At 42.2% G+C, this 14070-nt stretch carries 14 protein-coding genes; 4 read left to right on the top strand and 10 right to left on the bottom strand.

Features of this window, described 5'->3' with window-relative positions; all coding sequences use genetic code 11:
* The first annotated feature begins 1 nt into the window (after position 1).
* The 4 genes from PR834_RS12575 to PR834_RS12590 are packed head-to-tail and all read left to right on the top strand — an operon-like array spanning position 2 to position 3940.
* A complete protein-coding gene (locus PR834_RS12575; protein WP_272536694.1) occupies positions 2 to 1165 on the top strand; it encodes an NAD/NADP octopine/nopaline dehydrogenase family protein in 1164 nt (387 codons plus the stop codon).
* A gap of 2 nt (positions 1166 to 1167) precedes the next feature.
* A complete protein-coding gene (locus PR834_RS12580) occupies positions 1168 to 2379 on the top strand; it encodes an MFS transporter (RefSeq protein ID WP_272536695.1) in 1212 nt (403 codons plus the stop codon).
* Positions 2363 to 3508, top strand: a complete 1146-nt coding sequence (locus tag PR834_RS12585; RefSeq protein WP_272536696.1) for an ABC transporter substrate-binding protein — start codon at positions 2363 to 2365, stop codon at positions 3506 to 3508. Before PR834_RS12580 ends, PR834_RS12585 begins: the two co-directional genes overlap by 17 nt.
* Positions 3509 to 3529: 21 nt before the next feature.
* On the top strand, positions 3530 to 3940 hold the full coding sequence (locus PR834_RS12590) for a hypothetical protein (RefSeq protein ID WP_272525167.1): 411 nt from the start codon (positions 3530 to 3532) through the stop codon (positions 3938 to 3940).
* Positions 3941 to 4002: 62 nt separating this feature from the next.
* Here PR834_RS12590 and glmS read toward each other — a convergent pair whose 3' ends face one another.
* From glmS to atpB, 10 genes are all read right to left on the bottom strand, one after another.
* A complete protein-coding gene (gene glmS / locus PR834_RS12595; RefSeq protein ID WP_094962006.1) occupies positions 4003 to 5835 on the bottom strand; it encodes a glutamine--fructose-6-phosphate transaminase (isomerizing) in 1833 nt (610 codons plus the stop codon).
* A gap of 207 nt (positions 5836 to 6042) precedes the next feature.
* Entirely contained in the window at positions 6043 to 7413 is a 1371-nt protein-coding gene (gene glmU / locus PR834_RS12600; protein ID WP_094962007.1) for a bifunctional UDP-N-acetylglucosamine diphosphorylase/glucosamine-1-phosphate N-acetyltransferase GlmU, read from the bottom strand.
* Positions 7414 to 7539: 126 nt separating this feature from the next.
* Positions 7540 to 7965 (bottom strand): F0F1 ATP synthase subunit epsilon, encoded by a 426-nt coding sequence (locus PR834_RS12605; RefSeq protein ID WP_004906291.1) that lies wholly within the window; start codon positions 7963 to 7965, stop codon positions 7540 to 7542.
* A 21-nt stretch (positions 7966 to 7986) separates the two neighbouring features.
* Positions 7987 to 9369: a F0F1 ATP synthase subunit beta gene (atpD, locus tag PR834_RS12610; protein ID WP_004906293.1), complete on the bottom strand. Its 1383-nt coding sequence runs from the start codon at positions 9367 to 9369 to the stop codon at positions 7987 to 7989.
* 34 nt (positions 9370 to 9403) lie between these two features.
* A complete protein-coding gene (gene atpG, locus PR834_RS12615; RefSeq protein WP_110731519.1) occupies positions 9404 to 10267 on the bottom strand; it encodes a F0F1 ATP synthase subunit gamma in 864 nt (287 codons plus the stop codon).
* A gap of 51 nt (positions 10268 to 10318) precedes the next feature.
* On the bottom strand, positions 10319 to 11860 hold the full coding sequence (gene atpA, locus PR834_RS12620; protein ID WP_004906297.1) for a F0F1 ATP synthase subunit alpha: 1542 nt from the start codon (positions 11858 to 11860) through the stop codon (positions 10319 to 10321).
* 14 nt (positions 11861 to 11874) lie between these two features.
* Entirely contained in the window at positions 11875 to 12408 is a 534-nt protein-coding gene (atpH, locus tag PR834_RS12625; RefSeq protein WP_004906300.1) for a F0F1 ATP synthase subunit delta, read from the bottom strand.
* Between the two features lie 12 nt (positions 12409 to 12420).
* The gene (gene atpF / locus PR834_RS12630) at positions 12421 to 12891 is read right to left on the bottom strand and encodes a F0F1 ATP synthase subunit B (protein WP_004906301.1); all 471 of its coding nucleotides are present in this window, start codon (positions 12889 to 12891) and stop codon (positions 12421 to 12423) included.
* A 58-nt stretch (positions 12892 to 12949) separates the two neighbouring features.
* Positions 12950 to 13189: a F0F1 ATP synthase subunit C gene (gene atpE / locus PR834_RS12635; RefSeq protein WP_004093904.1), complete on the bottom strand. Its 240-nt coding sequence runs from the start codon at positions 13187 to 13189 to the stop codon at positions 12950 to 12952.
* Positions 13190 to 13237: 48 nt separating this feature from the next.
* Positions 13238 to 14056: a F0F1 ATP synthase subunit A gene (gene atpB / locus PR834_RS12640; protein WP_004906316.1), complete on the bottom strand. Its 819-nt coding sequence runs from the start codon at positions 14054 to 14056 to the stop codon at positions 13238 to 13240.
* Between the last annotated feature and the right edge of the window lie 14 nt (positions 14057 to 14070).

A 14070-nucleotide genomic window follows, 5' to 3' on the forward strand; every position in this document is an offset into this window, starting at 1 on the left:
CATGTCGGAAGAAAAACATCTTAATGTTGTGATTTGCGGAGGAGGTCAAACGGGTCACCTTGCTGTAGCTTTATTTAGTCAATATCTAAATATAAAAACATCACTACTGACCCAAAATGCAACAACGGTTGAACGCCATCAACAGCAAAACAATATTCTGTCTGTTCATTACAATAATGGTGAGATAATAAACCATTCTGTTGGATTAATAACCAATTCACCACAACTGGTGATACCTGAAGCTGACATAGTCATTCTTACTGTCCCTTCCCATCATCAAGCAAGTTGGTTACGTTTTATTTCTGCTTATCTATCTTCTTCTAAAACTGTTTTTATCGGTGCTATTCCTGGAATTAATGGTTTTGACTGGCTTGCTGAACAGTTCTTTAAAAACAATCCTAATATCGTGATTTGGGGAATGAAAGATGTTCCTCATATAGCATGGGGATTAGAACCTGGGACTAAAGTCTGTTTCGGTGGAGAAAAGTCGGCACTTTTTATTGCTTTTCATCGTCGAGAAAATGAATCCAATAAAAAGCAGCTTCATAAATTGTTATCAAGGCTATATTCCGCACCTATTAGTATTCTCGATAACTATTTGGAAATTACCCTAACACCAGCAAACCCTATAATGCATAGCTCGGTAATCTACGGGCTAATCGGCCCATACGCTCAATGGCATAATGACTATTTTGAGTCACCTATCTGCTGGTGGAATGATTGTACCGAGCTTAGCGCCTATTATTTACAGCGTTGTGATGAAGAACGACTCTCTATTTGCCGACACTTAATAGACAACTTAGGTATTCCTTTAGTCACAGTAAAGTCCTTAATTGATGAATTACGCGAAGTTCATCCTAAACAAATTAGTAATACAAAAACCCTTTGGTCAATACTTCGTACCAATGAGGCTTACCATGGTATCCAATTACCATTAATAAAACATAAGCAAAGTGGCTGGTCTTTTAATAAACAACATCGAGTATTTCAGGAAGATATTGTTTATGGGCTAAGTTTACTCGTTCATTTAGGTGAGCATCTCAATATTCCACTCCCTTATACGAATGAAATATACACTTGGTGCATGGGGTATCTAGGACTAGACCCTAACATTCCGCATCCTGCCTTCAGCGAGCTAAATCTAACTCAATATCAGGTAAGTTAACCGTGAATTTACTGAAAAGCCATCTGATTATTGGTTTCTTATTTTGTATCCAAATTGTTTCAATGGGAGCGATGGAAATGAGTGGGCCATTTTGGCCTATTCATTTACAACATAATAGCTCGGGTTGGCTACAGTCTTTTTCTTTGACAATGGTTTATGTCGCCCCTATGACTGGTGTCATGTTAACCAGTACATTTTGGGGAAGAATGGGTGATCGAATGGGTAATAAAGCAATGATGATCCGTGCATTGCTTGGCTTAGCAATTACCCAAATTTTATTATCATTTTGTAACGACCCTTGGCTAATTTTATTACTGAGAACTGTGCAAGGAGCTTGCGCAGGGTATATTGCTCCAGCTCAAGCTTATGGCGTTTCAGTCACCGATCCTAAAAAGCGAACACAGCTTTTTGCCTTCCTACAAGTATCTACAAATATCGGATCTTTACTGGGGGCACTTTGTGGTGGGTTAATCTTAGATTATCTCAATTTCTTTTGGATCAATATAATTGCGGGGCTACTCTGTGGTGTTTGCGCAGTCACTGTATTTGTTTTCTTACCTTCAGATAAAAAACATCATCTAGTGATACAAGCAAAAAAAACATCTAACAACAAAAAAAAGTATCGCCCTCAACAAGTTGTGAAACACCTTATGTTATTAATGGGGCTTTTATTAATGAGCAGAATGCTCACCCTCCCCAGTTTTTCATTATACCTCAACCATTCCTACTCAATAGATTTCTGGGTTATTGGGTTAATTTATGGTCTACAAGCAATGGGGGTTATTCTATCTGCTCAGTTATGGGCTAAATGGTTTGAACACCAATCAATAACTGTTTCATTGGTTCGCTTAAAATGGATTATCTTCACCTGTGTCATTGTTGTTATCTGTCTTGCATTAACCCCTATAATTTTTTGGTTTGCCTCACTGTACTTGCTTTGGGGAGTTTTACTTGGTGCAACAACGCCAATACTCACGGCATTAATATCTTCAACTACATCCTCTGAACATCAAGGCTATGTACTTGGTTTATCACAAAGTATCAATCAATTCGCTTCTATCGGAGGAATTGCCTTAGGAAGTATATTTATTCTATTTCCTGGAATTGATTGGCTTTTTTATTATGTTTCAGCTGGTTATATCACAAGCCTAATTACAATCATTTTACTGATCAAACATTCATCCAATGAGGAATTATATGAAAGAAAAGCATAAATTATCTATCAAAATAGTATCCCTGTTATTGTTTTCTTTTACTTTGCTATTCTCTACTGCTATTTCAGCAGAGCAGATTGTTGTCACCGACATTCTAGATAGAAAGGTCAAGGTCAACGTTCCAGTGAAAAAAGTCATTTTAGGTGAAGGCCGTATGCTTTACCTAGTCGCCATGCTAGATAAAGAAAACCCTGCAAAACGTATTGTTGCAATGGGGAACGATATGCAAACCTCAGATCCTGCAACATGGCGCCAATATAGTGAGCATTTCCCTGAACTAAAAAAAATTCCAACATTTGGTGGCACAGAAAGACGTTCTTTAAACATAGAGCATGCATTAACTTTACAGCCTGATGTCATCATTATGAATATCGAAGCTAAAACCGCTATTGAAGAGCAAGGTCACGATAAAGCATTACAGAAGGCGGGGATCCCTATTATCTATGTCGATTTTCGCTTTAACCCATCAAAAAATACACCACCAACCATGCGCTTATTCGGTGCTTTATGGGGGAAAGAAAAAACAACTGAGAAATTCATTCAATTTAGAGAAAAACAGCTAAAACGAGTTAGTGATGTACTCACAAAAAATAATCCCCAAAAACCACGCATTTTTATTGAACGCATAGGTGGTTATACCGATGAGTGCTGTCTGACTTTTGGTGATGGTAACTTTGGTCGCTTTGTTTCACTTGCTGGTGGTGACAATATCGGCGCAAACAATGCCCCTAACACCTTCTATATGATGAATCCTGAACAAGTGCTTGCCGCTAACCCTGATAAAGTGATTATTACCAGCGCCAACTTTTCAAAATTCATGCCTGAAGGAGATTGGATAGGCTTAGGCCCAAATGAAAACCTCAATGCGGCTAAAATAAAACTAGAAAAATACTTAAAAAAACCCGCCTATACAGGCAGTAATGCCGTTAAGAACCAACAATTTTATGCTATTTGGCATCAATTCTATAACAGCCCTTATGATTTTATTGCTATACAGCAGCTCGCATATTGGATCCACCCAGAACTATTCGCTGATTTAAATGCAGATAAAACATTTAAAACATTCTATGAAAAATTTTTATCTATTCCTTATGAACCTGGATACTTTGTAAGCTTAGATAATAAGTAATTTTTTGATAAAGGTGATGTTATGACTAACGATACCTACCATATTGAATTGAAACCAATACAATTTTTTTGCTCATCAGAAGAAACAGATGAACAGCATGTTGATTATCTTAGCCACAAAATTGCCTGTGATCGGACTTGGACAACACCAATTACATGTGAAATTCACACTGGTATTATTATGGATGGTAACCACCGCTATCAAGTGGCTAAGCAACTAAAACTATCGCTGTTACCTTGTATCTTGCTGAGTTATCAAGACAATCGAGTCAAAGTTAATTGTCAAAATTCAGACCAACCTTATGATGTGAAAAATATTTTTGAAGTTATTTTATATAAAAATAAGCTATTGCCTTATAAAACTACAAAACATCATTTTTCGCCGTTATTACCAACAATTAATTTTAAATTAAGCCTATTAAAAGGCCTGTAAATAAAAATCCGATTATGCCATTAACAACATAATCGGATTTATTTATATTTCAATCAGCTGAATTACTCAACCGTCACCGACTTCGCCAAGTTACGTGGTTGGTCAACGTCTGTGCCTTTAATCAATGCAACGTGATAAGACAACAGTTGCAGAGGAACAGTGTAGAAAATTGGTGCGATCAGTTCTTCAACATGAGGTAGCGAAACAATTTTCATATTTTCACTGGCTTCAAAGCCTGCATCTTGGTCAGCGAATACATACAGCAAGCCACCACGCGCACGGACTTCCTCAATGTTTGATTTCAGTTTTTCTAACAGCTCATTGTTAGGTGCAACGATGATAACAGGCATATCGGCATCAATTAACGCTAATGGGCCGTGCTTTAACTCACCCGCTGCATATGCTTCTGCGTGAATGTAAGAAATCTCTTTTAATTTCAGAGCCCCTTCAACTGCAATAGGGAATTGATCTCCACGACCTAAGAACAATGCGTGGTGTTTATCTGAGAAATCTTCTGCCAGTGCTTCGATGACTTTATCTTGCGATAACATGCTTTCAATACGAGCCGGTAGCGCATGTAGAGCGTGAGAAATGTTTTCTTCGAGCTCAGGATTAGCACCTTTCAAGCGGCCCATATACGCAACTAACATCAGTAAGACGGTTAACTGTGTGGTAAACGCTTTAGTCGATGCCACACCAATTTCTGCCCCTGCTTTGGTCATTAAAGCAAATTCAGATTCACGTACTAGAGAAGAGCCCGCCACGTTACACACTGCTAAAGAAGTCAGATAACCTAATTCTTTTGATAAACGCAGGGCTGCCAGTGTATCCGCAGTTTCACCTGATTGAGACAACGTAATCATCAGGCTATTTTTACGGTGAGCAGGGTTACGGTAGCGATACTCTGAAGCGATTTCCACATCACAAGGAATACCAGCCAAAGACTCAAACCAATAACGTGCAACCATTCCCGCATTGTAGGATGTCCCGCATGCGACGATTTGGATATGTTCAACTTGAGATAAAATTTCACTTGCACGAGGGCCTAACTCGCTTAAATCGATACCATTGTCTTTGTCAAAACGCCCTTCAAGGGTGTTTTTAATTGCCATTGGTTGTTCGTAAATTTCTTTTTGCATGTAATGGCGATAGACGCCTTTATCGCCTGCATCATATTGAACGTTTGATTCAATTTGCTCGCGATCGACAGCTTCACCACTTTTATCAAAAATACGAACAGTACGACGAGTGACTTCGGCAACATCCCCTTCTTCGAGGTAAATAAAGCGACGAGTCACAGGCAATAATGCTAATTGGTCTGATGCTAAGAAATTTTCACCTACACCTAAACCAATAACCAACGGGCTACCAGAACGTGCAGCAACTAATAATTCAGGAATACGGCTATCCATGATCACGGTACCGTAAGCACCGCGCAATTGTGGGATAACACGTTGAACCACTTCCACCAGCGTGCCACCTTTTTGTTGTTCATGGTGAACAAGGTGAGCAATTACTTCGGTATCAGTTTCTGAACTAAAGATATAACCGAGTTTTTTCAGTTCATCTTTCAGTTCTAAATAGTTTTCAATAATGCCGTTATGAACAACTGCAATATAACCAGAGGTATGCGGATGAGCATTGCGTTCACTTGGAATACCATGAGTCGCCCAACGGGTATGTGCAATCCCCGTTCCACCCGATACTGGGTTTTTCTCCGCTTCTTCAGCTAGCATTTGCACTTTGCCGACTTCACGTAAGCGTTGCAAATGACCTTCGTGATCAACGACAGCCATACCGGCTGAATCATAACCACGATACTCAAGACGACGAAGACCTTCTAACAGAATTTCTGCAATATCACGTTGTGCAACAGCACCTACAATTCCACACATATTTTTTTGATTCCTAGACAAAAGGTTCCTTTCTTGAGAAACCTTCATTTGTCGCAACCTAATTGTTGTACAGCTTTCACTGCTCCCCAGCCTTGTAGAAAATGGGGATATTATTTTTATATTGCTACCTTGAGTAGCTATTTTAATTTTCGCGATTAATTCGCATTTATAATAGGAAAGATATTGCTACCTCTCCTCAATATTTACTTATTTTTTCTTAACTGGGCGTTGCCAGTTTTTAATATGCATTTGTTTTACACGGCTAACGACAAGTTCGTCTTCATTCACATCACGTGTAACCGTCGTGCCAGCGCCTATTGTTGCACCTTTGGCAACAGAAACTGGCGCAACTAACTGAGTATCAGACCCTACAAACACATCATCACCAATAATGGTTTTATGTTTATTGGCACCATCATAATTACAAGTGATGGTACCTGCGCCAATATTCACATTATCACCAATTTGGGCATCCCCGAGGTAACTTAAATGACCCGCTTTAGAACCTAAACCTAAAGAGGCATTTTTCATTTCGACGAAATTACCGACGTGTGCTTTGGCTGCTAATTTAGCACCTGGACGTAAACGCGCAAAAGGGCCAACTGTACATTCGGCTGACAATTCAGAGTTTTCTATCACTGAATATGGGCTGATAACCGAGTTATCACCAATCACACAGTCTTTTAATATACAGCCAGATTGAATATGTACGTTATTCCCTAATGTGACATTACCTTCAATAATCACGTTAGTATCAATAATAATATCGCGCCCATGAGTCAGCGTTCCTCGCAAGTCAAAACGTGCAGGGTCAATTAACATCACACCAGCTAATAACAATTTTTCCGCTTGTTCTTTCTGATAAACCCTTTCTAACGCAGCCAATTGTAGGCGGTTATTCACCCCTTCCATTTCACTTAAATGTTTAGGGTGAACAGTTGCAATTTTATTACCTTCTTTATGTGCTAATGCAATAATATCAGTAATATAATATTCGCCTTGTGCGTTATCGTTGTTCAGTTGTGCCAACCAACGTTTAAAATCTTTGCCACTAGCAACCATAATTCCTGTATTGATTTCTTGGATTTTACGTTGCTCTTCACTGGCATCTTTTTGCTCGATAATACCGACAACTTCATTATTTTCACGAATTATACGGCCATACCCTGTTGGGTTATCTAAGATAACCGTCAGTAAACCAATACCGCCTTGTGGTTTGACTTCAATCAGCCTGTCCAAAGTATCTTTAGCGATTAATGGCACGTCACCATAGAGCATGACAATATCTTCATCATCTTGGAAGCTAGGGGCAGCTTGTTGCATCGCATGGCCCGTACCGAGTTGCTCCGCCTGCAATACCCAATTGAGGTTTTGCTCACCCAGTTTTTCTTTCAGTAAATCACCGCCATGTCCGTATACCAGATGAATATCTGATGCACCAATGGATTTTGCTGTATCTATAACATGCTGAACCATTGGTTTGCCTGCAAGCAAATGCAAAACTTTAGGTAGCTCTGAATACATCCGTGTGCCTTTACCGGCAGCTAAAATCACGACACTTTTTCTTTGCACAGTCATTTTTCCTGAAACTCCAACTTAGGGATGAAAGTAAACCTATTTCCTTTATAAATTACTACATATTTCGCTCAAATAAAAAAGCCAGTTAGACTTAACCAACTGGCTTTTTTTACTATACCGCTATCATTACATTAGCTTTTTAGTTAACTCGATGACTCGAAGTTTCGCTATTGCTTTTGCAAGTTCTGCTGATGCCTGAGCATAATCAACATCGCCGTGAGCTTTACGGACGTGTTCTTCCGCTTTGCGTTTAGATTCCACTGCACGAGCTTCGTCTAAATCTTTACCACGGATCGCTGTATCAGCGAGTACGATAACACCATTTGGTTGTACTTCTAAAATACCGCCGGAGAGGTAAATTAGCTCTTCTTCACCAAACTGTTTGGTAATACGTACCATGCCCGGTTTTATGGCAGTCAGCAGCGGGGTATGCTGTGGGTAAATCCCCAGCTCACCTTCACTACCTGTCACCTGAATTTTCTGTACCATGCCTTCAAACATTTGTTTTTCAGCACTCACTACAGTCAGGTGGTATGTCATTGCAGCTACCATATCAACCTCCTGTCAGCTGGATTAAAGCTTTTTAGCTTTTTCCACAGCTTCTTCAATGGTACCAACCATATAGAACGCTTGTTCTGGCAGGTGGTCGTAATCACCGTTCAGGATCCCACTGAAGCCACGGATAGTGTCTTTCAGAGAAACGAACTTACCTGGTGAACCGGTAAATACTTCAGCAACGAAGAATGGTTGAGACAGGAAGCGCTGGATCTTACGAGCACGAGCAACAACCAGTTTGTCTTCTTCAGACAGTTCATCCATACCCAGGATTGCAATGATATCTTTCAGTTCTTGGTAACGTTGCAGAATAGACTGAACGCCACGAGCAACATCATAGTGCTCTTGACCAACAACCAGTGGGTCAAGTTGACGGCTAGTAGAATCCAGAGGGTCAACCGCAGGGTAAATACCCAGTGATGCGATTTGACGGCTCAGAACTACCGTTGCGTCTAAGTGAGCAAAGGTGGTTGCTGGTGATGGGTCAGTCAAGTCATCCGCAGGAACGTAAACCGCTTGAACGGAAGTGATAGAACCTGTTTGAGTTGAGGTAATACGTTCTTGCAGAACACCCATCTCTTCCGCCAGCGTTGGCTGATAACCTACCGCTGAAGGCATACGGCCTAACAGTGCTGATACTTCAGTACCTGCCAGTGTATAACGATAGATGTTGTCAACGAACAGCAGTACGTCACGACCTTCGTCACGGAATTTTTCAGCCATAGTCAGACCAGTCAACGCAACACGCAGACGGTTTCCTGGTGGCTCGTTCATCTGGCCATAAACCAGTGATACTTTATCCAAAACGTTTGAGTCGGTCATTTCATGATAGAAGTCGTTCCCTTCACGAGTACGCTCACCAACACCTGCGAATACTGAGTAACCTGAGTGCTCAATCGCGATGTTACGGATCAGTTCCATCATGTTTACTGTTTTACCAACACCCGCACCACCGAACAGACCAACTTTACCACCTTTCGCGAATGGACAGATTAAGTCCATTACTTTGATACCGGTTTCCAGCAGTTCTGTTGAGTTAGCTAATTCTTCATAGCTAGGTGCAGCACGGTGAATTGACCAGCGCTCTTCTTCGCCGATATCACCTTTCATATCAATAGGTTGACCCAGAACGTTCATGATACGTCCTAAAGTAGCTTTACCTACTGGTACTTCAATTGGGTGCTCTAAGTTTACAACTTCTAAACCACGGCTCAGGCCATCTGATGTACCCATTGCGATACAACGGACAACACCACCGCCTAACTGTTGCTGAACTTCCAACACCAGTTTTTCTTTACCGTTAACAACCTCAAGAGCGTCGTACACTTTTGGTACGTCATCTTGAGGGAACTCGACGTCCACAACGGCGCCGATTACCTGGATAATCTTTCCAGTAGCCATCTTGAATCCTCTACGTAATTCGTAAACCTAGCTGTTAAACCGCGGAAGCACCCGAAACGATTTCGGTAAGCTCCTGAGTAATGCTGGCCTGACGAGCTTTGTTGTAAACCAACTGTAACTCTTTGATCAGGTTTCCACCATTATCAGTAGCGGCTTTCATCGCTACCATTCGTGCGGCCTGCTCACTAGCCAGGTTTTCAACGACGCCCTGATAAACCTGCGACTCGATATAACGACGTAGCAGGGTATCCAGCAACGCCTTAGGATCGGGTTCGTAAATGTAATCCCAAGACTTCTTCTTCAGTGTTTCATCATCACTTGCAGGCAATGGTAACAATTGAAGAATAGTTGGCTCCTGAGACATTGTATTGATGAACTTATTCGTCACCACATACAGTTTATCCAAACGCCCTTCATCATAGGCTTGTAGCATAGTGTTAACTGGACCAATCAAGTCCGAAAGCGTTGGGTTATCCCCCATTCCGGTAACTTGAGTCACGACATTGCCGCCCACAGACCCGAAGAATGATACCGCTTTAGAACCGATTAAAGCCAAATCAACCTGAACGTTTTTCTCAGACCATGACTTCATATCTGCTAACAGTTTTTTGAACAAGTTAATGTTCAAGCCACCACACAGACCACGGTCTGTTGAAACAACCAGATACCCGACACGCTTAACTTCGCGCTCTTCGAGATATGGGTGTTTATATTCCAGATTACCTAACGCTAGGTGACCAATCACACTGCGCATGGTTTCTGCATAAGGACGGCTGGCCGCCATGCGTTCCTGCGTTTTACGCATTTTGGACGCAGCGACCATTTCCATCGCTTTAGTGATCTTTTGTGTATTTTGTACACTTCCGATCTTGGAACGTATCTCTTTTGCGCCGGCCATTTCTGCTTCTCCTTATTAACCAGACGGCCCTAAGAACTGGGCCGAATAGTATTACCAGGACTGAGTTGCTTTAAATGATTCGAGCAGTTTTTTCAACTTGCCTTCGATATCATCGTTATAGCTACCAGCCGGGCCAATTTCGTTCATAAGGTCAGCATGCTCGCGCTGTGCAAAAGAAACTAAAGCAGCTTCAAACGCACCAATTTTCGCTAACTCAACATCATCCAAGAACCCACGTTCTGCCGCGAACAGAGACAGTGCCTGCTCTGCTACTGACATCGGTGCGTACTGTTTCTGTTTCAGCAGTTCAGTTACTTTCTGACCATGACTTAACTGTTTACGAGTCGCGTCATCGAGGTCGGAAGCAAACTGAGCAAACGCTGCCAGTTCACGATACTGAGCAAGTGCGGTACGGATACCACCAGACAGTTTCTTGATAATTTTAGTCTGAGCAGCACCACCAACACGAGATACTGAAATACCTGGGTTAACCGCTGGACGAATACCAGAGTTAAACAGGTTAGATTCCAGGAAGATCTGACCATCTGTAATCGAAATTACGTTTGTTGGTACGAATGCAGAAACGTCACCAGCTTGGGTTTCAATGATAGGCAGAGCTGTCAATGAACCTGTTTTGCCTTTAACTTCACCTTTAGTAAAGTTTTCTACGTATTCAGCGTTAACGCGAGCAGCACGCTCAAGTAAACGTGAGTGCAGATAGAAAACGTCACCAGGGTAAGCTTCACGTCCTGGTGGACGACGTAGCAACAGTGAAATTTGACGGTATGCCACAGCCTGTTTAGACAGGTCATCGTATACGATCAGTGCATCTTCACCGCGGTCACGGAAATATTCACCCATCGCGCAACCAGCATATGGTGCTAAGTATTGCAGAGCAGCTGATTCAGATGCTGTAGCAACAACAACGATAGTATTTTGCAGCGCGCCGTGCTCTTCCAGTTTACGAACTACGTTAGAAACGGTAGACGCTTTCTGGCCGATAGCCACGTACACACATTTGATGCCTGAGTCGCGTTGGTTGATGATTGCATCGATTGCCAAAGCAGTTTTACCTGTTTGACGGTCACCGATAACAAGCTCACGCTGACCACGACCGATTGGAATCATGGCATCGACTGATTTATAACCAGTTTGAACTGGTTGATCAACAGATTGACGGTCGATAACACCTGGAGCAATAACTTCTACAGGAGAGAAGCCATCGTTATCAACAGGACCTTTACCATCAATTGGTTGACCCAGTGTATTCACAACACGTCCTAGCAGGCCACGGCCTACTGGAACTTCAAGAATACGACCAGTACATTTAACTTTCATGCCTTCTGCCAAGTCGGCATAAGGACCCATGACGACCGCACCAACAGAGTCACGCTCTAAGTTCAGTGCGATAGCGTAACGGTTGCCAGGCAGCGCGATCATTTCACCCTGCATGACTTCGGCTAAACCGTGAATACGAATAATACCGTCATTAACGGATACAATCGTACCTTCATTGTGAGCTTCACTCACAACATCGAACTGAGCAATACGCTGTTTGATCAGTTCGCTGATTTCGGTGGAATTCAGTTGCATATGCTCCAGTCCCCTTAAGACTGCAAGACGTCAGTTAAACGCTCTAAGCGACCGCGGATACTCCCGTCAATAACGAGGTCTCCAGCACGAATGATCACTCCAGCAATAACAGACTTATCAATTTTGCAATTCAGCTTAACTTTGCGTGACAGACGTTTTTCCATCGCTGCAGAAATTTTAGCTGACTGCTGTTCACTCAGTTCGTTGGCAGAAATTACATCAACTTCAATGGTTGATTCCAGAGAATCACGCAATTGGATAAATTGCGTTAACACTTCTGGTAGCGTCGTTAAACGCCCGTTATCCGCCATAACACGAATCAGATTCTGAACATGCTCGTCAATTTCATCTCCACAAACAGAGATAAACGTTTTAGCTAATGTTTCTGGTGCAATAGAACCAGAAAGCAGCTCTCCAACCTGTTCATTGCGCGTCACCTCAGCGGTGAAGGCTAGCATTTCCTGCCATTTAGCAACAGCTTGGTTTTCCACAGCAAAGTCAAAAGCTGCTTTGGCGTAGGGGCGAGCTACAGTAGCAATTTCAGACATGCCCCTCCCTCCTTACAGTTCAGCGACTAGTTTATCAACGATGTCGCTGTTAGCAGCTTCATCCACGGAACGTTCGATGATCTTCTCGGCACCTGCGATAGCAAGCATCGCAACCTGTTTACGTAACTCTTCACGTGCACGTTTGCGCTCAGCATCAATTTCAGCTTGCGCTTGCGCGACGATTTTTGCACGTTCTGCTTCCGCTTCTGCTTTTGCTTCATCAATCATTTGAACGCGCTGTTTATTAGCTTGTTCAATGATGACTTGTGCTTCAGCTTTCGCTTTTTTCAGTCGGTCGGTTGCGTCGGTTTGCGCCAGTTCCAGGTTCTTTTTAGCACGTTCTGCGGAAGATAAACCGTCAGCAATTTCTTTTTGACGTTTTTCAATGGCCGCCATAATCGGTGGCCATACATACTTCATACAGAACCAAACAAACAGGACAAACGCGATAGCCTGGCCGAGGATTGTTGCATTTAGATTCACAGACAATACCTCATATTCATTAGTGAATTAATGTTCTTACAGTGTTCCGTAACGTTAATTAAGCAACAGCGAACATTACATACAAGCCCAGACCAACAGCAATCATCGGAATAGCATCGACCAGACCCATTACGATAAAGAACTGTGTACGCAGCAGAGGAATTAAATCTGGCTGACGAGCAGCACCTTCTAAAAATTTACCACCTAGGATGCCGATACCGATCGCAGCACCGATCGCCGCTAAGCCCATCATCACAGCGGCAGCCATGTACAGCAGATCCATACTCAGGTTTTCCATGACAGTCTCCAGTTTGTTTCAGTTAATACAATTATTGATAAAATTAAATTAGTGTTCTTCAGATGCCATCGACAGATAAACAACCGTCAGAACCATAAAAATAAAGGCTTGTAGCGTAATAATCAGTATGTGGAAGATAGCCCAAGGTAGGCTTAACAACCACTGTGACCACCACGGAAGCAGAGCCGCGATAAGAATAAAGATCAATTCACCTGCATACATGTTACCAAACAGTCGCAGACCGAGTGATACAGGTTTTGACAGCAGGCTTACCCCTTCAAGAATCAAGTTGACTGGAATGAAGACAGGATGGTTAAAAGGCTGCATTGTGAGCTCTTTTGTAAATCCGCCAATTCCTTTCATTTTGATGCTGTAGAAGAGGATTAGGATAAACACACCAATAGCCATCGATAATGTGACACTAACATCTGCGGTTGGTACTGCACGTAATGCAGGTAACCCGAGATAATGCTCAGCAATATACGGAAGGAAATCAATTGGGAGTAAATCCATTAGGTTCATTAAGAATACCCAGACGAACACAGTTAATGCTAAAGGAGCAATAACTTTGCTCTTGCCGTGATACATATCACGGACTGAGTTATCAACGAAACCAATGATCAGTTCTATTGCAGTCTGTAACTTACCGGGTACGCCACTAGTCGCATTGGCTGCAACTCTTCTAAATAGCCACAGGAACAGAGCCCCGAGAACTACCGAGAAAAAAAGCGAGTCAATGTTCAACGTCCAAAATGTTGGACTAGCGTGGGGATCGACCAACTTAAAGGTACTCAGGTCCAACTGAAGGTTTTTCAGATGGTGGCCTATGTAATCCTCTGTAGTCATCACTTCTCCTGATGCAGACATGATGCCTCTTACCC

Origin of the sequence: Providencia sp. PROV182 (assembly GCF_028480325.1) — a bacterium.
Classification (GTDB): Bacteria; Pseudomonadota; Gammaproteobacteria; order Enterobacterales; family Enterobacteriaceae; genus Providencia; species Providencia hangzhouensis.